Below are 20,895 nucleotides of genomic sequence, written 5' to 3' on the forward strand. Positions count from 1 at the left end.
TCGGCCGGCGAAGCAACCGCCGTCCAAGGAAAAGCCCACTAGGGAAGATCAGGTGATTGAACCGGCCCGACATATTGATATTTCCATATGATGATTGACTATCTTCTCATAGCCATGGGCATCGCCATCGCCCTTATTATCGGCGCGCTTGTCTGGCTGGCGCGGGTCTATTTGAGGCTGAAACGCGATTATCAGGTGCTGGCGAATATGGTGCAGGGCAATACCCAGGATATCGCCGGATTATGCTCTGCCGCCTTGACCGTGGATAGCCGGGTAACGAGCAATGACAAACAGCTGAGTGACTTATTAACACAGCTTGCCGAGCGGCAACAAAACGACCGGCATCAGCAAAACGATCAGTCCGCGCATCCCTATAGCGGGATTCTGCATGAAGTGCGCAGCGGCGCCAGTGTCAATGAGTTAATGAGAAATTACGGATTGAGCCATGATGAGGCGGCTTTGCTGATTCGCCTGCATGGTTCTGAAAATTAGGGTTTGGTTAAAAATAACTTATTGAAATTAGCATCTTGCATAGGATGCGCTGACCAAAAGTAGGCGCTCCAGGCGGCATAGCGAAGCGCATCGCTCACGAACGATGCGTCTCCTGTCGTCGGCGCATCCTATGTTTAAACAGGGAAATGATTTATGGCCCAATCCCTAACATCTGATGTCACGCAGACAATTGACTCAGGTACACTAAGGATCAGGCTGACAATAACCACCGGTATCCCTTCCTTTTAAGGCCGTTTCCGGCCAATCGCCGCCATCGCTCCTACGTCCGTTATCCGCATAAAACAAGGCCACTACGCTGAGGACGGCATAGCCGTGCCTTCGCTTACGTCAGAAACCGGTTTATATCGTGCCGGGGTAAGGCGATTGTTTGTCGGGCTGAGCGGGTCTTTCCAGTTGGCGTCCGAACTCATCCAGTTGCCGCTCCAGTTCCTGGCCGAAAGACTCGAGCTGCTTTTCAATCAACGGGAGCTGCTGTTCCAACTGCTTGTTGAAGATATCGCCAAGCGCCTTCAGACTTCTGATAATGCCGCTGAACGGCTGGTTCGAAATATTGATCAGGGTTTGCTGGTAGTCAACTTGCCATTGATCATTTTCCTTTGCCAGGACGGTGTTAAAGGTCAGGGTTTTGTCGGTTTCATCGGTGGCCGAAGTGGTAATGACGGTTTCCACCGAGGCGTCAGTGCCGTTGATGACTATTTGGCCGGTTTGCACCGACGCTTCCTCAAGGTACGGTTCTCTCTCGACCAGGTCACGGCTGGCCGGTGTGGCATAGCCTTTGGCCGCGCCAAGCTGGTCGTCTATCAGCGCTTCCCAGAATGCCGTCGTTACCTCATCGGGTGTTTTCGGGCTCTGGCAGCCGGCAAGTAGCGACAGGAAAATAAAAAGTCCGGCTAAATAAGCCGGACTTTTCGTTGCGCTTGGGGTAAATGCGGCAAGCAACGTTTTAATCGTCGCCACTGAATACGCCCAGCAGTTGCAATAAGCTCAGGAACAGGTTGTAGATAGAGACATACAACGATACGGTGGCTGAAATATAGTTGGTTTCGCCGCCGTGTATGATGGCGCTGGTCTGGAACAGAATCATGCCGGACATCAGCAGGATAAACATCGCCGATACGGCCAGGGACAAGCCGGGCATGGAGAAGACCATCGCGCCGATGCCAGCCAGAAACGCGACCAGGATGCCGACCATCAGGAAGCCGCCAAGAAAACTGAAATCCTTGCGTGTGGTTAAGGCATAGCCTGAGAGCCCCAGAAAGATGACGCCCGTGCCGCCTAGCGCGGTCATGATCAACTCATGGCCGTTGCTGAAGGCTTGAAGATACATGTTCAAAATAGGGCCGAGCGTTAAGCCCATGAAGCCGGTTAAGGCAAAAACAAAAACCAGGCCCAGGCCGCTGTTTCTGAATTTCTCCGTCAGAAACAACAGGCCGAAATAGCCCACTAAGGTAATGATCATGCCAGGGTGCGGCAAATTCAGCAACATCGATGCCCCGGCTGTCAATGCACTGAAAAGCAATGTCATCGACAATAACAAATAAGTGTTTTTCAGCATCTTATTGGTCGCCAGTATACTGGCTTCCGGTCGGGAAACAGCGGTATTTAATTTCATATTACTTGGATTCCTTAAAATAAAAGGTTAACAATACAGGAAGACCTTCAAATCTTACAAGAGTTTCGCGATGTCGGTAACAAAAATTGAGTAAGATATTGGTTTATAAGCATAGTAATTTTCAGAGTTGAATAATGACAGATACACTGCAAAAAACGCCCTATGAGCTTATCGGTGGTGAAAACGCACTATTAAGTTTAGTCGATCGTTTTTATTTTTTCATGGATACCCTGCCGGAAGCGGCAGGCATCAGAGCCATGCATGCAAAGAGCTTGTCGGGAGCCCGCGATAAATTGTTCAAGTTTCTATCGGGCTGGTTGGGCGGCCCCGATCTGTTTATGCAGCAGTATGGGCATCCGCGCCTGCGGCAGCGGCATTTTCCTTTTGCCATAGGCGCCGCCGAAAGGGATCAATGGATGTTATGCATGAATAAGGCCTTGAACGAAATGCCCATGGATGCCCATTTCAGGGACAGTTTAAGTCAGGCGCTACAACAACTGGCCACTCACATGATTAATCAGTATGATTGACGGTCAAGGTAGGGGGCACCCAAGGCCAGGCACATGACTTTATCCAAACAACTATTCATACTGATATCGGCGCTGTTTTTGATGATTTTCAGCGTCAATTTCGTCATTAGTGTCGGTAACATGAGGAGTTATCTGCAGATTGAAGCCGAAGTGCATGCGCAGGATACGGCCACGTCTCTAGGACTGGCGCTGAGCCCATATATCAGCAATGAAACCGATCCGGTCATGGAAACCATGATGAACGCCATCTTCGACATGGGGTATTACAAGGAGCTCAAACTGGTGAATGCGGAAGGCCGGCCACTGGTTACCCTGACTAATGATCAGGTGTTTGAAGAGGTCCCGGGCTGGTTTATCGCCATGCTGCCCATCGAGACGGCCACGGCGAAAAGCGAAATAAGCTCGGGCTGGAGTATTGGCGGCACCCTGCGGGTCACGGTAAATCCGGGATATGCTTATCTTAAGCTTTACCATCAGGCGCAAAGCGCATTCTATTATTCTATGGCGGCATTTATAGCGTCCAGCGTTTTACTGATGCTCGTCTTGCGGTTTATTTTATTGCCGTTAAAAAGAATCAGTCAGTTGGCGCTCGCGGTTTCCGATGGGCAGTATGAAACCATGGACCGGTTGCCTTGGACAACCGAGGTCAGGACCGTTGCCGGTTCCATGAACGCCATGTCCAAAAAGATCGGCGAAGTGGTGACAAACCTGAATGCCAAGCTTGAATTATTGGGTAAAAAACTGCAACTTGACGATGTCACCGGCCTGAGCAAAAAATGCGGCTTCGAGACGGACATGAAGCGCTTATTGGCCGAGCACGGCGAGGCTTTCATTTATCTGATAAAACTGGACGGTCTGGCTGCGATGGCCAAGGAAAAGGACAGCGAGGCCATCGATCGCTTTTTACGGGACTGCGCCAACAGTCTGAAACAGTTGGCGGCGACATTGCCGGAAGGGGGCGCCGGAGTCTATCATTTTTTTGGCGGTGAATTTGTCCTGCTGGCCAGGGATATCAATTCGCAACAGGTCGAACAGATGGCAAAAGCATTGAGCCGGTCCTTGAGCGAATTGGGCTCACGATACCGGCAACCGGATATTGCCCATATCGGCGTGGCGCCGTTTAATCCCCTGGACACGACCGCCGGCATGCTGGCGGCGGCCAATGAGGCGTTTGAGCAAGCCAAGTTGATCGGCGCCAACAGCTACTTTATCAGGACGCGGGACGATCAAGCCAAGGATATCGCGGAATGGAAGTCGCTGGTTTTCGATGTCGTCGATAATGACGCCTATACGGTTTCATTCATCGACCCGATAGAGAGTTTCCTGACCGGGCAAGTACTGATGACCGAGGCGTTTATTCGGGCATCGGCCGCTGATGGCCAGCCGATACCTGTCGGAACTTTCGTCTCTGTCGCCGAGAAATTCGAGAAAATTGTCGATCTGGATAAGGGCGTTGTTGAAAAAGTCCTCGCTTATATTGAAGGGCGGCGTATCCGGCATGCCATAGCGGTAAACGTGTCGACCAGGACGGTAAAAAACAGCGATTTCCGCGCCTGGCTGGCTGCGCAATTGGCCCGGCATCAGGCTGTCTCGGCCCAGCTCGTGTTCAGTATTTCCGCTTATGCGGTCGCGAAAGAGGTTAAGGTTTTCAAGGAATTTATCAAGTTTGTCCACGAGCATGGCGCCAAAGTCATCCTGAAACGGTTCGATACGCAATCCGTCTCGCTGGAAACGGCGAAGGCGTTGAGACCCGATTATATCCGCATGGCCAGAGATCTCGGCAACGGCGTCAGCCGCGAACCGGGCAAACGAGATTTTATCGAAGCCATGAAGGAGATGGGGCAATTGCTGGACATCGGTATATTGGCTGAAAATATTGATGCCGATGAAGATTTTGCCGCCATTAAATCAATGGGGATCGCCGGTGCCAGCCGCGGCAGCGGTAAACAGCCAAATAAGGCCGGCAAATTATATGTGCCCGTCGCCGACAGCATCGTTCATCTATAACAGGCCGGTTTTGAAGACGACGGAGTGTTTCGCGTGCCGCAATATGGGCTTGTGATGACAGGGCGGCGTTTATTGTTTGACGAGGTACGCAATTGAAAATCTGACTAATATGCAGTTTGCCTGTCGGCCGTCGCGGCGCGGGCGGGCAAGCACGCCATAATTGAAACACAGGGAGTTATTTATGAGCATTGATCTGTTTACAGCTTTTCGGACCGTGAACCGGCCCGATTCGGAGTGTCGGCGGTTTCGCTGATGCCGGGGCTTAAGCGGTCGCCATTGAAAAAAATAGCGGCAGTGCTGCTTTGCTGGTCATATGCGTTCGCCGTTGCAGCGACGCTTGAAATTAGCGACGAATTACTAGGGCAGGTACAAAACAAATATGGCGAGGCGGCAAGGCAGCGCATCATTCAGTGGCAAACGCTGGTGCGGACGGCGAAAGACTTGCCGGATCAGGAGAAATTACAACGCGTCAACGAGTTTTTTAATCAGAATATAGCGTTTGTCGATGATATCCTGCATTGGGGCGTCGAGGATTACTGGGCGACACCGCTCGAAGCTTTGGCGACCGGCGCGGGCGATTGCGAGGATTATTCCATTGCCAAGTACTTCACGCTGAAAGAACTCGGCGTCGATGAAGATAAAATGCGTATTACCTATGTAAAAGCCTATAAACTCAATCAGGCACACATGGTGCTGACGTATTTTGCTACCCCAAGGGCCGTGCCGGTGGTGCTGGATAATTTGGTGCCGACCATCGAGCCGGCGACCAAAAGAACCGATTTATTGCCTGTCTACAGTTTTAACGGAGCCGGCTTATGGCTGGCCAAAGCCAGGGGCGCCGGCCAGCGCGTGGGCGGCTCGGACCGATTGGATTTGTGGACCAGGCTTAAACAAAGAATGATGAATAACCCGCTGTAATTTAGGGAGCTATTAGTGTCTAATCCGCCATTTTCTTATCATATCCGTCACAGCCAGCGCGCGACCCGTGTACGCATCGTTGTAACGCCCGGCAAGGTTGAAGTCGTCGCGCCGGTAAAAGCCTCGCCTCTGCGCATCGAGCAATTTGTTCAGGAAAAGCGGCAGTGGATTGTGCAGACTCTGGCAAACATGGAGGTTAAAAGCGCCCTGTACAGTCGCCGGGCTCCATCTGATTATAAGCATGGCGTCGATATCCCGTTTCAGGGGAAACAGTATCCATTGGCGGTCAGGCCGTCGGCCTTAAAAAAGGTCAAAATAGAGTTTTCAGATGCGTTTATCGCGCATGTTCCTGAGGCATTACTTGTCAAAGAGCATGGCGACGACATCAGGAAGGCCCTGATCCGCTGGATGATGGCGACATCAAAATTGCATGTGCAGCGGCTGGTCAGTGAACATGCCGGCAGACGGCAGCTGTTTCCGCGCTCAATCAGGATCAAGACTCAAAAAAGCCGCTGGGGCAGTTGCGGCATCCATAATGACATCAATATCAATTGGCTGTTGATCATGGCGCCGCCCGAAGTGCTGGAATATGTGGTCGTTCATGAGCTTTGCCATATTCAGGAAAAAAATCATTCCAGGCATTTTTGGGCCCTGGTGGCCGAGCATTTGCCCGGCTACCAGCAACATCGGCATTGGCTGAAAAAACACGGCAGTCATCTGATGATGGGGCTGTAATTTAACAGCTTGCCGGGGATAACTTAACCGGCGGCGGGGCTGTATCCCGGCGTCGGCAAAGTTAAAAGGCGCTCACAGCGCCTTTGAGGCTTATTTTTCCAGGGGAATGGTCTCTGGCGGCAGTGTCACGCCTAAGGATTGATTCAGACCACCCATGCTGGCCAAAATGCGATAGGCGGCAAATAATTCGTCATATAAGGCATTGGTATAAGCGCTTTTGGCGATAAACATCTCATTGGCGGAATCCAGTAAATCCAGCAATGTGCGTTGACCGATATTGAATTGCAGCTGATATGCTTCAAGCGCCTTGATGCTTGAGTCCCTATGGTTTTTAAAGAACGTCAGCTGGTCCTTGACCGTCTGATGGGCAACCCAGGATAACCGCATGCTTTCAACCACCTGCCGATAGGTGTTATCCCTGATATCCTTTGATTGAGCGATCAAGTGCGCGGTTTCCTTGCGCCTGGCCAAATCCTTGCCGCCATTGAACAGGTTGTATCTAAGGCGCAACATGGCGGTCAAGTCCTCGTTCTTACCGGGAATGCCGTCCAGATTGTTGTTGTAGGAGCCGCCGCCCTCGAAATCAACACGTGGCATATAAGCGGCCCTAGCCGTCTCATGTTGGGAGACGGCTGATTCGATATCGGCATTGGCCGACTTTAAGATGGGATGATTTTCCACGGCCTTCTCAATGGCCTCGTCAATGCTTGCCGGCAGCAGGGTGTTCGGGTCTGCCGGCGTCTCAAGTTGTCCGGGCAATGCGCCCACGACGCGCAAAAAGGCTGTTTTGGCATCCTTCAGGTTGCCTTCCTCGGCGCGTACATTGGTTTCCGCCAACGATAAACGGCCGGTGGACTGTTCGATATCCGCTCTTTTGCCGATGCCTTGCTCGCTGCGCAAGGTGATCTGGTCATTGGTTCTGGCATGGACGACCAGATTCTCCTGGGCGAGTTTCAGCAACTCTTCCCGGCGCAACACATTCAGATAAGCTTCAACCGCCTTGAGGGCGGTGATTTCCGATCGGCCGAAGACATTGTAGGCCTTGGCGTTGGTTCTGGCTTCCTGTCTTGCCACTTCGTTGGGAGTGGCCAATCCGTCAAAAAGCATTTGCCGTATCTGCAGGGAGGCTTCTTCACGGCCGTACTGAACCGTGCCTTGTTGCTGGTTTGATCTGAATAAAGGCGTCCCGGATATGCGGGCGCGCGTGGACGGGTTGTTGGACTGTTCGAATCCATAACCGGCGGCCAGGTCCACGGTAGGGAAATAGCTGGCTCTGGCCTGATCGATTTCCTGTTCCACGGCCAGTCGCTCATCCTTGGCGGACTGAATTTCCGGATTTTCGTTGATGGTTTGTTGTACGGCTTCCTGGAGCGACTGTGCCGCAACCGGTGATGACAATGCGATGCCGGCAATCAATCCGGTTATGCCTGATTTAAACTTCATATTTACTCCTGATTAAAATATTTTGTCTCGTTATATAGTTATTATTTTTTATTATTTATATTATTGGATTATTTCTTTCAGTAATACGGCAAGGTGCAGTCGGTCTTGAACTTCAAGTTTTTGAAATATGGAAGTTAAATGGGCTTTCACGGTACGTTCTGAAATATTGAGTAAAGAAGCAATCGTTTTATTGCTTTCTCCGGCGCGTATCATTTTGGCAACATCCAGTTCCCGGTGTGTCAGCGTTTGCAAGTTATTATGGGCGGGTGTTGTTTTTTCGGATTGAATGGTTTGGGCGTTAGTCAGTTCGATCAAGTGTCCGATGACTTTGGGAACTAAATGCCGTTGGATCCAGATATCGCCTTTTAACAGGCTGTTCGTTGCTTTTAGCAGCTGATCGGCAGCTGCATCATACTCGCAATAGCCTGAAAAACCTGAGATCAAGGCATGTATTTGTTGGTCTTCAGGCCAGTCGCGGCCGATAATCAGCGCTTTTAAGGCCGTATTCAGAATTTGCGCAAGCGCCGTAGTATCGGTATCAAAACCTGCTGCATCGGCGTCGATAATGAGAATATCGGTCGGATTCATCGGGATATGGCCGATAGCATGGTTAATAGTATCGACTATATTAATCTTATGTTCCTCTGAAAGTATTGTTTTCCATTGATCCGCTAAAATAGGATTAATTGATAGAATTAATATATTCGCCACTTAAATGTATCCTTGATCCCTATTATTAATATTATGTATATAGTCGATAACAGGGTATGACTAATAGTTATCAGCGTTCCCGAAGTGCGCGTTGCCTGGCTTTTAATATGGGTTTGAGTAAATAGTCCAAAACGGTTTTCTTGCCGGTTAAAATATCGACGTCGGCATTCATGCCGGCAATAATGTTGAGCGTTTCGCCATTTTTTTCGAGGTGGTTTTTAGTCGTTCTCAGACGGATCTGGTAATAACTTTTTTTATCTTGCTCATTAATAATAGTATCGGCACTGATATGTTCAAGTTTTGCGTCCAGGCCGCCGTAAATGGAAAAGTCATAAGCGCTTAATTTGACCATGGCATCCTGGCCCGGGCGCAGAAAGGCAATGTCGGCCGGCCTGATTTCCGCTTCCACCAGCAATTGATCGTCCACAGGGACAATTTCCACCAGGTCCATCCCGGGCTGGATAACGCCGCCGATGGTCGTGACTTTCAGTTGTTTGACCGTGCCTTTTAACGGGGAGAGGATGCGGGTCCGGGTCACCCGGTCCTTCAGCGCCAGCACCGACTCGGACGTTCTGTCCAGTTCCGATTTGGTTTCGTTAAGTTGCTTCATTGCGTCAGCTTGAAAGCGGATTTTTTGTTCGCTGAGCTTGTTTTTGGTTTCAGCCAGAGACGCTTGCAGTCGCGGTATGGCCAGTCGAGCGGAGCTTAGTTCGCCATTCAAGTCATTGGCGCTGCGTTTCAGTCGGAGCAGTTCGACTTCGGACATCGCGCCCTGGGCAACGAGCGGTTCTGACATGTCCATTTCCTTCTTCAGCATCTGATAACTGCGCGCGATCTGGTTCTGCTTTGATTTAAGTTCAACCAGTTCCTGTTCCTTTTGCACGACTTGTTGCTGCAATATCCGGATATTCGCCTCCAGTTCGGATTTTCTGGCGTCATAGAGTTGGCGGGTGTGTTCGGCGAAACTCGGGTAATTGTCGATGACTTCCTGCGGCATTTTCAACGGCTGCCCTGTCGTTTCAGCAGTCAAGCGGGCGGCATTGGCTAAAAGTTCATAATACTTCAGCTTGGTTTCATTGAATGAGGAGGCAAAGCGCACTTCGTCCAGTTGCAACAGCGCCTGGCCTTTTTCAACCAGATCGCCTTCCTTGACCAGGATCTCCGAAAGTATGCCGCCTTCCAGATTTTGCACGACCTGGATATGGCTGGACGGGATGATTTTTCCGGCGCCGCGGGTGACTTCATCCAATGCGGCATAGTTGGCCCATATCAAGGCGGTCACGACGAACAGAAAGGTCAGCCATAAAATAAGATGACTGTGAATTGAGGCGCCGTACAGGTTCGCTTCATTCACGTCGGTAAGAAAATCCTTATCTTCCGATAATTGGTGTTGCTTTGAGATCAGTTCGGATAATTTTTTTATCATTATTATGGATCGCTGCTTTGTTCGTGGCGCTTGCGCTGTTGTGTAGCCGACGGTTTTGCCGGACTTGACCGGATAGCTACATCGATACCTTGATTTGCCCTTGTTTTAACGCGTCCAGGACATAGGCTTTAGGGCCGTCGGCGACAATATGCGCGCCGTCCATCACGATAAGCCGGTCCACCAGCGACAGCAGCGAGGCCCTGTGCGTGACCAGAATCAAGGTGCGCGTGCCGATGTGGCTGGCGAAGCGCTGCTTGAAGGCTTCTTCGGTGCTGTTGTCCATCGAGTTGGTCGGTTCATCCATAATATAGGCCGGCGGCGCGAGCAGCAGGGCCCGGGCAATGGCGACGCTTTGGCGCTGCCCTCCCGACAGCGAGGCGCCGCGCTCGCCCACGGGCATATCAAAGCCGGCCGGGTGCTTGTTGACGAATTGCGTGACGCCGGCGATTTCGGCGGCGTTCAGAATGGCGGAGTCCTCGGCGAAGCGCGAACCCAAGGTGATGTTGTCTTTTACGCTGCCGAACATCAGCGATATGTCCTGAGGCACATAACCGAACTGGCGGCGCAGCTCCGACGGATCGATCTGGCGGATATCGGTGTCATCGATCAGAATGGAGCCTTCCTGCGGCTCATACAAGCCCATGATAAGTTTTTCAATAGTGCTTTTGCCCGAGCCGATCCGGCCGATAAAGGCGACGCGCTCTCCGGCCTTGATTTTGAAGGAGACTTTTTCCAGGGCCCGGGTCGGCTGGTCGGGATAACTGAACGTGACGTTTTTGAATTCAATGGCCCCTTTAAACTTCGGCCGATGCAGGAATTTTTTGCCGAATTCACGTTCCACCGGCAGTTCCATCAGGCGGTTGATGGACGCCAGAGATGCTTTCGCCTGGTGATAGCGGGTCAGCAAAGAGGCCACCTGGGCAATGGGCGCCAATGCCCGGCCGGTTAAAATCGTGCAGGCGATCAGGCCGCCGGTGGTCAGTTCGCCTTCGGCTATTTTATAGACGCCCAGGATAACGACGGCAACGGAAGCCAGCTGCTGCAGGAACACTGTCAGGTTGACGGCGATCGAGGAATAAAAACGGGATTTCAGGCCCAGTCGCGCAATCTGGCCGATATTCTGCTCCCATTGCCGCTGCATCTGGCCCTCCGCGCTGACCGTCTTGAGGATTTCAAGATTGCTCAACGACTCGATCAGAATGGCGCCTTTTTGCGCCGAGTATTTGAACAGCTCCGCGATGGTGCGTTTTAAGGGCTTTTGCGCCGCAATACCGCCGATAATCGCCAATGGCAGCAAGGATAAAGGGATCAGCGCCAGTTCGCCGCCTATCATGGCGATAATCGCCAGAAAAATAAACAGAAAAGGCAGGTCGATCAGCGTCGCTAAGGTCGCGGACGTCAGAAAATCCCGGAAGGATTCGAATTCCTGCAGGTTGTTGGCGAAAGCGCCTACGGACACCGGCTTTGCCTCCATGCGGATGCCCATGACTTTTTCGAAAACAGTCGCGGACAGAATGATATCCGAGCGTTTGCCCGCCGCATCAATAAAATAGCCGCGCAACGCCTTCATGACAAAATCAAAGGTAAACACAATCGCCACGCCGATAGCCAGGACCCACAGCGTTTCCACGGCATGATTAGGCACCACCCGGTCGTAAACGTTCATGATAAAAAGCGGAGAGGCCAGCGCGAACAGGTTGATCAGCAGCGATGCGATGATGACTTCGGTGTAAATGGGCCAGGATTTGTAAATGACATCCCAGAACCAATGCCTGACTTTGGGCGTGACGGAACCGGAGGTTCTGTCATCGAATTGATGATTAAGCTGGGTTAAAAATGCCGAGCCTGTATACTCTTCCTGTAAAGCCTGCAATGTAACCGTTTTTTCCCCGCTATCGGTTTCAGGCAGAATAACCGTAAAAAGCTCCTGTTCTTTTTTAATCAGGACGCAGGTTTTTTCATGCTTTAAAATCAAAACAGCCGGTAAAACCAGATTTGATATTTCATCGAGAGGGCGCTTGACCAGGGCGGCGGCAAGCCCCGCGCGTTCGGCCGCCCTGATGAACAAGGCCGGGGTTAATTTGTTGTCGACCAAAGGCAATCCGGCCGTTAGCGCCTCCGCTGAATAGGGTGTATGCAATAGCTTACAAATTGATAATAAGGCCAGCAACAGCGCATCATCAGATTTGGGCGGAATTGAGTGGGAGGTGGTGGAGGGCAGAGCAGTTGATTGCGGGGCTTCTTCGACGGTGTCCATATGCTCAGGTAACTAAGGGTCCAAATTATTGCAGTGTATTTGCAGAGTACTTAGGTAGAATAGCACAACAACATTTACTGGAGAAATTGATGCCCTATGTAAGCCGAAATGCCGCAGGTATCATTATTGAATTACATGACTCCCCGCCTGCCGCCGACTCGCAATGGCTGGCGGCTACCGACCCGGAGGTGATGAGTTTTTTACGGCGCATGGCCGAGTCGGAGCAGGTCAAGCGTACGCTGTCCTCGACGGACTATGAGATGGCGCGGGTCATAGAGGATCTGGTCGACCTGCTAATCGAGAAGCAGGTTTTCATCTTTACGGAATTGCCACCGGCGGTGCAGGAAAAATTAGGGACCAGAAAGCGGCTTAGGAAGGATATGCAGTCACTGAATAATTTGATCAGCGAGGATGACGATATATTTTGATGTGTCGCCCCAATCAGTATGAGTAAGAAAACCAAAACAGCGTATGTTTGTGATCAATGCGGCGCGGATTTTCCGCGCTGGGCCGGGCAATGCACGAGCTGTGGGGCCTGGAACACCATTAAGGAAGTCAGGCTCGGCTCCGCGGCATCCGATCGCCATAGCCGCACTGCCGGTTATGCCGGCAGCCGGTCGGAAGTCCGGTTGTTGTCCGACATCAATCTTTCGCAAGCCGAACGTATTTCCACGCGGATTTCAGAATTTGACCGGGTGTTGGGCGGCGGCATTGTCAGCGGCAGCGTCGTGCTGATCGGCGGCGCGCCGGGCGCCGGCAAGAGCACGATCTTGTTGCAGGCCATCGCCAATATTGCCGGCGACGGTATCAGCGTGCTGTATGTCTCCGGCGAGGAATCGTTGCAACAGATCGCCGAGAGAGCCCATAGGCTGAAGCTGCCGGTCGATAAAATCATGATGCTGGCCGAAACCTCGGTCCAGAGAATCTGTGATGTGCTGGATGAGGTGCGGCCGCAGATCCTGGTGATTGATTCGATTCAAGTCATGCACACGCAGGAGACGGACTCGGCGCCCGGATCGGTTTCCCAGGTCCGGGAGTCGGCCAGCTATCTGACCCAGTACGCAAAAAAGCATAATGTCTCCATCTTCATGGTCGGGCATGTCACTAAGGATCAGTCATTGGCAGGTCCCATGACTCTGAGTCATATTGTCGATACCCAGGTCATTCTGGCATCGACGGATGACGCCCGGTTCCGGGTTTTGAGAGCCGATAAAAACCGCTTCGGCAGCGTCGGCGAGCTGGGTTTTTTCGCCATGGACAGTGCGGGGCTCAAGGAAGTCAAGAATCCGTCGGCGATGTTTTTGAATCGGGCCGAAAAGCCGTCTTCCGGCAGTGTCGTGACCGTGCTTTGGGAAGGTACACGGCCTTTGCTGGTGGAAATCCAGGCCCTGGTGATCGAATGCCAGTATGGCAATCCGCGGCGCCTGGCCGTCGGCTTCGATCAGAACCGCCTTGCCATGCTGCTGGCTGTGCTGGCGCGGCACGGCGGCATCCTGACCGGTACTGACGAGATTTATGCCAATGTGGTGGGCGGCATCAAAGTCACGGAAACCAGTTCTGATTTGGCCATTGTCGTGGGGATCGTATCCAGTCTAAGGGACAAGGTGATTCCGCATGATGCGTTCTTTTTTGGCGAGATTGGTCTTAATGGCGAGATCAGGCCGGTCGCCAACGGTCACGCCCGCCTTAACGATGCCGCGAAACACGGCTTCAAAAAGGCGGTTATCCCGAAAGCCAATGCGCCTAGAAAACCGATTGAAGGCCTGACGATTCATGCCGTTTCCCATCTTTCCGAAGCGCTGGATATTTTCTCGGATCTTTGATGAGGGAAATAAGTGATAAGGATATTGCGGCGGTTGGCGGCGGTTTTTTATCAAGCCAGAAAAAACTGCAGGGCGGTATTGTCAATAACGATTACGTCATTATTGTTCAGCTTGAGTGAATTATCGTCCAAAGGCTGGTTATTGACGGTGATGGGGCCATTGTTTTCCAATGCGGAAATAAAATAGCCGTCCTTTCTTTTGGCGATAACGATCATGCCGCTGCCGCTATTGCCCAGGCGCGTCATTGTTTTTTTCAGGGGCAGGATCTTGCCTATATTCTGGCCGTCCATGATCTGCAGGTTGGCGGCAGGGATCGGGGTGTAGGCGCTGTCTTCTTCGCGATTCACTTTGTTGGTCGAACTGCCGGAATGCCGGAGTTGTTCGGTCGATTCCGTCGTATTGTAGATGATGTCATGCTTGCCGATTGAGATCGTGTCATTATTGCTGAGATGACATTCCTTGACTTTTTCATGATTGACGATTAACGGAAAGTCATCATTCAACTGCTTGATAATGCAGTCAGTATCGCGAATAACAAGAGCGGCATGAGCCGGAGCAACCGCAAGGCTGTCGATGGTCAAGTCGTTGGTTTCATCGCGTCCGATATGCACGATGCCGTTTTCAAAAAGCGCTGAATGGATTGCTTTATCTTTAAAAAAAACAGTGAGTCTTGCCATTGCTGTCGTAAATTAATCTTTGAATGGATTTTAATTATAGACGGAATATTTTACTTAGCCAAAAAAACGCAAGTTTTTAACAGAGGTGATCGGCATTGGTATAAGTTGCTATTTTTGCGGCAGAAACTTAACCAATTTAACGGTATTCTGGTCGCGTTTTATGATTTCCAGAGGGTAGCCGTGCAATTTTATGCTGGTCCCGGGCTCCGGGATGGTCTCCATGAATTCAATGATAAGCCCGTTCAGTGTTTTCGGGCCTTCTGTCGGCAAAGACCATTGCGTGACGCGGTTCAATTCCCGTACGGTAATGTTGGCGTCCACCAGAAAACTGCCGTCGCTTTGCTCTCTGACGGTTACATCGTCGGTGATCAGTTCGCCCACTATTTCCTGCAGCAAATCGTCCAGGGTAACAAGGCCTTCCACGTCACCGTATTCGTCGACCACCAGGCCGATGCGTATTTTCTCGGTCTTAAACCGGTGAATCTGCTGGTGCACAGGCGTGCTTTCGGGAATGAAGGAGGGTTTCGTCAACAGATTGATAAGGGTTTGCTTGTCAAAATCCTCATTATTGACCAGCATGAGGACTTTTCTTAAATGCATGAAGCCGATGACCCGGTCGATGCTTTTTTTATAAACAGGCAGTCGGGTATGCGGACTGGTCTTGATTTGTGTAATGATGTCTTCAATCGGTGACTCAAGATCGATACCGACAATTTCATTGCGCGGCGTCATGATGTCTTCAACCGTCGCCGACTCAAGATCAAGAATGCCCAGCAGCATTTTCTGATAGCGCGAAGGCATTAAACTTTCCGCTTCGGTCACGATGCTTTTCAATTCTTCCTTGTTAAGCAGGTCGTGGTTGTTTTTTTTGATGTTAATGCCGACCAGGCGCAGCAACAGCCCGGTAATCAGGTTAACGATCCATACAATCGGATAAAAGAGCTTCAGCAAGGGGACAAAGACCCAGGCTGCGGGGAAGGCCAGTATCTCAGGCTTGACCGCCGCCAGCGTCTTCGGCGTGACCTCGGAAAAAATAAGAATGACGATCGTCAAAATTCCGGCGGCAATGGCAATGCTGGACTCGCTTTCGCCAAAGAGCCGAATGGCAATGACTGTCGTTAATGAGGAGGCGATGACATTGACGAAATTATTGCCCAGTAAAATCAGGCTGATTAACTGATCGGGCCGCTGCAGTAAGTGATGGGCTTTTATTGCCCCGGAATGTTTGAGCTTAACCAGATGCTTTAAACGATAACGGTTCAAGGTCATAAGAGACGTTTCGGAACCGGAAAAAAAAGCCGAAAGAATAAGCATTAATGCAAGTATGCCAAAGAGCATACCAAGGGGTATGTCGTTCAAAGGAATGAGGGCTCTAGAGTAGTGGAAACAGCTCTAGTGTCTACAATGGGAAATTTTTGTCAAGCTTGAATGTGGAGCGTAAGCTGTTATTTGTCTTTGAATTACTTTAAAAAAGTTATAGAACATTTTGAAAAAAAGAGTATTTTGACAGCGGCTCGATTCGATGCTTAACTTTATCGAGTAGCTAAAAAACCAAGTTGGATTATATTTAATACCTTAGAGATTAAGGATAACTGATTCTTTGATCATGGCCGCTTTTTGAAGCCACGTTTTAATTGCAGATTAATATTTGAATGATGAGTATAGGAATATGGCTTTGCCGCGTATTTTGTTAATTGATGATAATAAAACAAGATCCCAGCAATTTGAGATTATTCTTCAGTTTATGGAATACCAGGTGGAAACAGCCGGTTCATCAAATTATGCGGCAGTGATCGGTCAGATTGAGCCGGTTTTCGGGATTTTTGTCGGTGACGGTATCGACAAACAGGCGCTGGTGATCAAGGAAATAGTAGAGCTCACCGATAATGTCCCCGTGATTTTGTTGATCGACAAGGGGGCGGCCTTGCGAGTGCCGACAGCCATCAACAACCGGGTGTTTCAGGTGCAGGAATGGCCAGTGGCCTATCCCGGCCTGAAGCCGACAATCGATAAACTGTCAGCGGCTTACGGTCAGCGCCAGGGCAATCCCGTCAATTTCCAGGAGCGCAGGGTTTATGAGCGGCGTTCATCGGCGATCGAACGACTGCAAGGTAATAGCCAGGCCATTGTCAATATTCGTAAATCCATAGCGCAGGTGGCCGAATCCGACGCGACAGTGTTGATTCTCGGCGAGTCAGGAACGGGCAAGGAAGTGATTGCCCGGGCTTTGCATGATGCCTCTTGCCGGAAATCAAAACCATTCGTGCCGATCAATTGCGGAGCGATTCCAGGCGAATTGTTGGAAAGCGAGTTATTCGGCCATGAAAAAGGCGCTTTTACCGGTGCCTTGAATGCCCGGCAAGGGCGGTTTGAAATGGCGGAAGGCGGCACGCTGTTTCTCGACGAGATCGGCGACATGCCGACGGCCATGCAGGTCAAGCTGCTACGCGTATTGCAGGAGCGTACGTTTGAGCGCGTCGGCAGCAATAAAACCATCTACTGTGATGTCAGGGTAATTGCAGCAACCCACCGATCCCTTGAAGAAGAGATTAAATCGAATCGGTTCCGGGAAGATTTATTTTACCGCTTGAATGTGTTTCCGATTGAAGTGCCCGCTTTACGGGAGCGCGCCGGCGATATTCCGCTGCTGGTGCAGGATCTTATCGCCCGACTGGAGGCGGCTAACCGTGGGTCGGTACAGCTGACCAATGCGGCTCTGGCGGTTTTAATGCAGCATACCTGGCCCGGCAATGTCAGGGAATTGGCCAATCTGATTGAACGGTTGGCGATTATTTATCCGAAAGGCTTGGTGGATGTGGCCGATTTGCCGGAAAAATTCCAGCACTATCCTGTCCCGGAGGAAATGATCGTCGATACGCCGGCGGCTAATGCGGAAGACCTGGACCGGTCCTCCGGGGTAATGGAAATGGATGAACAGTCTGATGCGTTGCCGGCGTCCCTGGCGCATCTGCCGGAGCAGGGTATTGATTTGAAAGAATATCTGAATGTGCTGGAAGGCGATCTGATACGGCAAGCACTGGTGGAATGCAACGGCGTCGTCGCCCATGCAGCCAAGCGCCTGAATATGCGCCGTACGACCTTGGTGGAAAAATTGCGCAAGTACGATGTGCAGCGCTAGCGAGTCAAATTTTCGACGCCATGTTTAACTAATTGAAAACAAATATAAATTATTAGTGGCCTGATTGTTGCTTTCTTTGATTCACATGAAAAACCAGGCGCTTCAATCATGAACACAAGCAAGGCTCAGAAAGCAAATAAAACAGAACAGCTCACCGATGCGTTCCGCATGTTCAATGAGCTCTCGCAGAATTTGTCCATTTCTTATCAGGGGCTGGAAGAGCAGGTCGCCAAATTGCACTGCGAATTGGCCGCCGCGCGTAGCGAGCGTCTTAAAACGCTTGAAGAAAAAGAGAAGCTGGCCAACCGGCTGGAGAAAATACTGGCCGCGCTGCCGGCGGGCGTTATCGTGCTCGATGTCACGGGCAAAATTGTCGACTGCAATGAGATGGCGGTCGATTTTTTGGGCGAGCCGCTAAAGGAACTGCCCTGGTCGGAAGTGGTCGCCCGCAGCATGATAACTGTTTCCGATAATCCGCATGAACGTCGGCTGTTAAACGGCAAACGCGTCAACATGACCTGCCGTCAGCTGGAAAATGACACAGGGCAGATTATTTTATTGTCCGATGTCAGCGAAATGCAGGCTTTGCAGGCCTTGTTGAATCAGCAAAAGCAATTGTCGTCAATGGGCGAGATGGTCGCCAGCATGGCGCATCAGGTCAGAACCCCGCTCGCGACGGCCATTTTATATGCCTCGCAGATGGCCAATCCGGCCTTGAATCATGACAAGCGGCAGCGGTTTTCCCGGAAAATCCTGGAGCGCCTGCAGTATCTGGAAAGACAGGTTAACGATATGCTGATTTTCGCCAAGGACGGGCGCCTGGCGATGGAAAGCTTTTTCCTGTCAGGCTTGCTTGATCATCTTAGCGAAGCTTTAAAAGACTATGCCGGCCAATGCGGTATCACCTGGCGGATCATCAATGATGCCGAGGATGATGTCATGCTCGGCAACCAGGATGCCCTGCGCGGCGCGCTGATGAATATACTGAACAATGCCGTCGATGCGATCGGCCGGGGCGGCGATATACAGATTCGCGTGAGTCAATTTGATGACAATGTCCGGTTTGTTATCGAGGATGATGGCCCCGGCATGGCGCCGGAGTTATGCCAACGGATTTTTGAGCCTTTTTTCTCGACCAAGACCAGCGGCACCGGTTTGGGCCTGGCTGTCGTTGATAGCGTGGTCAGGGCTCACGGCGGCCAATGTGAGTGCATCTCGACGCTCGGCAGGGGCACGGTCTTTGCCTTAACCTTGCCTTGCCTCGGGCAGCAGTTTAATCCATTGCCGGGCGGTTTTTCCGGTAAGAATCACAATCAGAGAGATGTAGCATGAAACAGTACGATGTGCTTATCGTTGAGGATGATCTGGCGCTGTGCGAAGCGCTCTGCGACACGCTGGAAATAGAAGGGTATCGGGTCAGCGCCGCCGGCAATGGCACGGAAGCGCTGGGCAAGCTGGAACGCGACCAGTTTAAGTTGGTCGTCAGCGATGTGCAGATGCCGGTTATGGATGGTTTTTTGCTGCTGAAAAACATGCGCAATAAGTATCCGGAAACGCCGGTACTGTTGATGACGGCTTATGGTACGGTTCCTAAAGCCGTGGAGGCTTTGCAGGCGGGCGCCTGCGATTATTTGATCAAGCCTTTCGAGGCCGATGCGCTGGTCGGCAAGGTGGCCGATTTTATAGGTGCAAGTGCCGATGAAGTGAATGCGGTAAGCCATGACAGAGTGGTTCAGGACCATGGCATGAAAAAGCTCTACGCCCTGACCGCCAAGGTTGCCAGAACCGATGTGACGGTGCTGTTGCAGGGCGAAAGCGGTACCGGCAAGGAAGTCATTGCCCGATATATTCATCAAAATTCCACTTATCATCGAGGTCCTTTTATCGCGGTCAATTGTGCCGCCATCCCCGAAAACATGCTGGAAGCGATGCTGTTCGGTTATGAGAAAGGCGCTTTCACGGGCGCCGTCCAGGCCATGCCCGGAAAATTCGAACAGGCGCAGGACGGCACCTTGTTGCTGGATGAAATTGCGGAAATGGATTTGAATCTGCAGGCGAAGCTGTTGCGGGTGCTGCAGGAGAAAGAGGTCGAGCGCCTGGGCAGCCATAAAAAGATCCGGCTGAACGTCAGAATTTTGGCGGCTACCAATCTGAAGCTCAAGGAACAGCTGGAACAGGGGCGTTTTCGGGAGGATTTGTATTACCGGCTCAATGTATTCCCCATCACGATTCCGCCTCTACGCGACAGACCGGGCGATATTTTGCCGCTGGCCAGGGAGTTGGTGCGCCGGCATGGCCGGCAAGGCAAAAAATTGCCCGAATTTAACCATCAGGCCGTCGAAAAAATGCTCGGCTACGCTTGGCCGGGCAATGTCAGGGAACTCGACAATATTGTCCAGCGGGCGCTGATTTTACGCACAGACGATACGATTGCCGCAGAGGATCTGGTATTTGAGGATATCGGCTCAATGACGGAGAAAATGCCAGGTCATACCCCGGAACGTCTACTTAAAGTGATTGATCCTAAAGATCAAAATCAGGAATTTGCCGGTTTGGGGGAGGGCGTGCGCTCGGTCGAGGAAAACATTATTTTGCAGACCTTGCAGATGGAAAACGGCAGCCGTAAAACCACCGCCGAAAAGCTCGGAATCAGCCCCAGGACCCTCAGGTATAAAATGGCCAGAATGAAAGAATCAGGCATCATTATTCCATGCTAAACTAATGGCATTAATTATGCATGAAGCATCTGGTAGATGAAAATTAAGAGGGAAAATCCATGAGTGAGATGAATGTAAACCAGGTGCTGGCCCAGATGCGCGCCATGTCGCTTGAGGCCGGCTCTAAAGCGCGGGAAGCCGACGCCGGCACTAGCGATTTCGCCGCCTTGTTGAAACAGTCCATCGATTCTGTCAACGACACCCAGCAAATGGCCGGCAAAATGGCGGAAGCGTTTGAGACAGGCGATGCCAATGTCAGTCTGGCCGAGGTGATGGTGGCATCCCAAAAGGCGAGCGTTTCATTCCAGGCCATGCTGCAAGTCAGAAATAAACTGGTTGAAGCCTATCAAGATGTCATGAACATGCCGATGTAGATCAGGGATTGTT

General features: G+C 51.3%; 19 protein-coding genes. 11 read left to right on the forward strand and 8 right to left on the reverse strand.

What is annotated here, in order from left to right:
* The first annotated feature begins 87 nt into the window (after window positions 1-87).
* On the forward strand, window positions 88-492 hold the full coding sequence (locus METMA_RS0114090) for a DUF2802 domain-containing protein (protein ID WP_020159737.1): 405 nt from the start codon (window positions 88-90) through the stop codon (window positions 490-492).
* A 360-nt stretch (window positions 493-852) separates the two neighbouring features.
* On the opposite strand, the gene METMA_RS0114095 is transcribed toward METMA_RS0114090, so the two are convergent.
* Both METMA_RS0114095 and METMA_RS0114100 read right to left on the reverse strand, forming a co-directional pair.
* Window positions 853-1,470: a nuclear transport factor 2 family protein gene (locus METMA_RS0114095; RefSeq protein WP_020159738.1), complete on the reverse strand. Its 618-nt coding sequence runs from the start codon at window positions 1,468-1,470 to the stop codon at window positions 853-855.
* Window positions 1,457-2,125: a Bax inhibitor-1/YccA family protein gene (locus METMA_RS0114100; protein WP_020159739.1), complete on the reverse strand. Its 669-nt coding sequence runs from the start codon at window positions 2,123-2,125 to the stop codon at window positions 1,457-1,459. Before METMA_RS0114100 ends, METMA_RS0114095 begins: the two co-directional genes overlap by 14 nt.
* A gap of 134 nt (window positions 2,126-2,259) precedes the next feature.
* On the opposite strand from METMA_RS0114100, the gene METMA_RS0114105 reads away from it, so the two are divergent.
* From METMA_RS0114105 to METMA_RS0114120, 4 genes are all read left to right on the forward strand, one after another.
* Complete coding sequence (locus METMA_RS0114105; protein WP_020159740.1) at window positions 2,260-2,655, forward strand: group II truncated hemoglobin; 396 nt, start codon at window positions 2,260-2,262, stop codon at window positions 2,653-2,655.
* Between the two features lie 33 nt (window positions 2,656-2,688).
* Window positions 2,689-4,662, forward strand: a complete 1,974-nt coding sequence (locus tag METMA_RS0114110; protein ID WP_020159741.1) for a bifunctional diguanylate cyclase/phosphodiesterase — start codon at window positions 2,689-2,691, stop codon at window positions 4,660-4,662.
* 276 nt (window positions 4,663-4,938) lie between these two features.
* Window positions 4,939-5,580 (forward strand): transglutaminase-like cysteine peptidase, encoded by a 642-nt coding sequence (locus METMA_RS0114115; RefSeq protein ID WP_232216359.1) that lies wholly within the window; start codon window positions 4,939-4,941, stop codon window positions 5,578-5,580.
* Window positions 5,581-5,595: 15 nt separating this feature from the next.
* Window positions 5,596-6,315 (forward strand): M48 family metallopeptidase, encoded by a 720-nt coding sequence (locus tag METMA_RS0114120; RefSeq protein ID WP_020159743.1) that lies wholly within the window; start codon window positions 5,596-5,598, stop codon window positions 6,313-6,315.
* 90 nt (window positions 6,316-6,405) lie between these two features.
* Here METMA_RS0114120 and METMA_RS0114125 read toward each other — a convergent pair whose 3' ends face one another.
* The 4 genes from METMA_RS0114125 to METMA_RS0114140 all read right to left on the reverse strand — a co-directional run bounded on the left by METMA_RS0114125 (window position 6,406) and on the right by METMA_RS0114140 (window position 12,152).
* Window positions 6,406-7,758, reverse strand: coding sequence for a TolC family outer membrane protein (locus METMA_RS0114125; RefSeq protein ID WP_020159744.1), 1,353 nt, complete (start codon window positions 7,756-7,758; stop codon window positions 6,406-6,408).
* Between the two features lie 60 nt (window positions 7,759-7,818).
* Window positions 7,819-8,469 (reverse strand): helix-turn-helix transcriptional regulator, encoded by a 651-nt coding sequence (locus tag METMA_RS0114130; protein ID WP_036250957.1) that lies wholly within the window; start codon window positions 8,467-8,469, stop codon window positions 7,819-7,821.
* A 70-nt stretch (window positions 8,470-8,539) separates the two neighbouring features.
* The gene (locus METMA_RS0114135; RefSeq protein WP_020159746.1) at window positions 8,540-9,895 is read right to left on the reverse strand and encodes an HlyD family type I secretion periplasmic adaptor subunit; all 1,356 of its coding nucleotides are present in this window, start codon (window positions 9,893-9,895) and stop codon (window positions 8,540-8,542) included.
* Window positions 9,896-9,971: 76 nt separating this feature from the next.
* Window positions 9,972-12,152 (reverse strand): type I secretion system permease/ATPase, encoded by a 2,181-nt coding sequence (locus METMA_RS0114140; protein WP_020159747.1) that lies wholly within the window; start codon window positions 12,150-12,152, stop codon window positions 9,972-9,974.
* 89 nt (window positions 12,153-12,241) lie between these two features.
* Here METMA_RS0114140 and METMA_RS0114145 point away from each other — a divergent pair, with 89 nt between their 5' ends.
* Both METMA_RS0114145 and radA read left to right on the forward strand, forming a co-directional pair.
* Entirely contained in the window at window positions 12,242-12,580 is a 339-nt protein-coding gene (locus tag METMA_RS0114145) for a hypothetical protein (protein WP_020159748.1), read from the forward strand.
* An 18-nt stretch (window positions 12,581-12,598) separates the two neighbouring features.
* On the forward strand, window positions 12,599-13,975 hold the full coding sequence (gene radA, locus METMA_RS0114150; RefSeq protein WP_020159749.1) for a DNA repair protein RadA: 1,377 nt from the start codon (window positions 12,599-12,601) through the stop codon (window positions 13,973-13,975).
* 50 nt (window positions 13,976-14,025) lie between these two features.
* On the opposite strand, the gene METMA_RS0114155 is transcribed toward radA, so the two are convergent.
* Window positions 14,026-14,652, reverse strand: a complete 627-nt coding sequence (locus METMA_RS0114155) for an FHA domain-containing protein (RefSeq protein ID WP_020159750.1) — start codon at window positions 14,650-14,652, stop codon at window positions 14,026-14,028.
* 108 nt (window positions 14,653-14,760) lie between these two features.
* The gene (locus tag METMA_RS0114160) at window positions 14,761-16,011 is read right to left on the reverse strand and encodes an HlyC/CorC family transporter (protein WP_027147342.1); all 1,251 of its coding nucleotides are present in this window, start codon (window positions 16,009-16,011) and stop codon (window positions 14,761-14,763) included.
* Between the two features lie 310 nt (window positions 16,012-16,321).
* Between METMA_RS0114160 and METMA_RS0114165 the strand changes: the two genes are divergently transcribed.
* The 4 genes from METMA_RS0114165 (at window position 16,322) to fliE (ending at window position 20,882) form a co-directional block, all read left to right on the forward strand.
* Complete coding sequence (locus tag METMA_RS0114165; protein WP_020159752.1) at window positions 16,322-17,791, forward strand: sigma-54 dependent transcriptional regulator; 1,470 nt, start codon at window positions 16,322-16,324, stop codon at window positions 17,789-17,791.
* Between the two features lie 108 nt (window positions 17,792-17,899).
* A complete protein-coding gene (locus METMA_RS24640) occupies window positions 17,900-19,123 on the forward strand; it encodes a sensor histidine kinase (protein WP_020159753.1) in 1,224 nt (407 codons plus the stop codon).
* Window positions 19,120-20,508, forward strand: a complete 1,389-nt coding sequence (locus tag METMA_RS0114175) for a sigma-54-dependent transcriptional regulator (RefSeq protein WP_020159754.1) — start codon at window positions 19,120-19,122, stop codon at window positions 20,506-20,508. The genes METMA_RS24640 and METMA_RS0114175 overlap by 4 nt, the downstream gene beginning before the upstream one ends.
* Window positions 20,509-20,567: 59 nt before the next feature.
* Window positions 20,568-20,882: a flagellar hook-basal body complex protein FliE gene (fliE, locus tag METMA_RS0114180; RefSeq protein WP_020159755.1), complete on the forward strand. Its 315-nt coding sequence runs from the start codon at window positions 20,568-20,570 to the stop codon at window positions 20,880-20,882.
* The last annotated feature ends 13 nt before the right edge of the window (window positions 20,883-20,895 follow it).

The sequence above is a fragment of the Methylobacter marinus A45 genome (assembly GCF_000383855.1).
Lineage (GTDB): Bacteria > Pseudomonadota > Gammaproteobacteria > Methylococcales > Methylomonadaceae > Methylobacter > Methylobacter marinus.

Coding starts and splice junctions, on each gene's coding strand:
- METMA_RS0114100 (WP_020159739.1), bottom strand. CDS start 2,125: ATGAAATTAAATACCGCTGTTTCCCGACCGGAAGCCAGTATACTGGCG.
- METMA_RS0114145 (WP_020159748.1), top strand. CDS start 12,242: ATGCCCTATGTAAGCCGAAATGCCGCAGGTATCATTATTGAATTACAT.
- METMA_RS0114105 (WP_020159740.1), top strand. CDS start 2,260: ATGACAGATACACTGCAAAAAACGCCCTATGAGCTTATCGGTGGTGAA.
- METMA_RS0114175 (WP_020159754.1), top strand. CDS start 19,120: ATGAAACAGTACGATGTGCTTATCGTTGAGGATGATCTGGCGCTGTGC.
- METMA_RS0114110 (WP_020159741.1), top strand. CDS start 2,689: ATGACTTTATCCAAACAACTATTCATACTGATATCGGCGCTGTTTTTG.
- METMA_RS0114125 (WP_020159744.1), bottom strand. CDS start 7,758: ATGAAGTTTAAATCAGGCATAACCGGATTGATTGCCGGCATCGCATTG.
- METMA_RS0114140 (WP_020159747.1), bottom strand. CDS start 12,152: ATGGACACCGTCGAAGAAGCCCCGCAATCAACTGCTCTGCCCTCCACC.
- METMA_RS0114090 (WP_020159737.1), top strand. CDS start 88: ATGATGATTGACTATCTTCTCATAGCCATGGGCATCGCCATCGCCCTT.
- METMA_RS24640 (WP_020159753.1), top strand. CDS start 17,900: ATGAACACAAGCAAGGCTCAGAAAGCAAATAAAACAGAACAGCTCACC.
- METMA_RS0114135 (WP_020159746.1), bottom strand. CDS start 9,895: ATGATAAAAAAATTATCCGAACTGATCTCAAAGCAACACCAATTATCG.
- radA (WP_020159749.1), top strand. CDS start 12,599: ATGAGTAAGAAAACCAAAACAGCGTATGTTTGTGATCAATGCGGCGCG.
- METMA_RS0114165 (WP_020159752.1), top strand. CDS start 16,322: ATGGCTTTGCCGCGTATTTTGTTAATTGATGATAATAAAACAAGATCC.
- fliE (WP_020159755.1), top strand. CDS start 20,568: ATGAGTGAGATGAATGTAAACCAGGTGCTGGCCCAGATGCGCGCCATG.
- METMA_RS0114155 (WP_020159750.1), bottom strand. CDS start 14,652: ATGGCAAGACTCACTGTTTTTTTTAAAGATAAAGCAATCCATTCAGCG.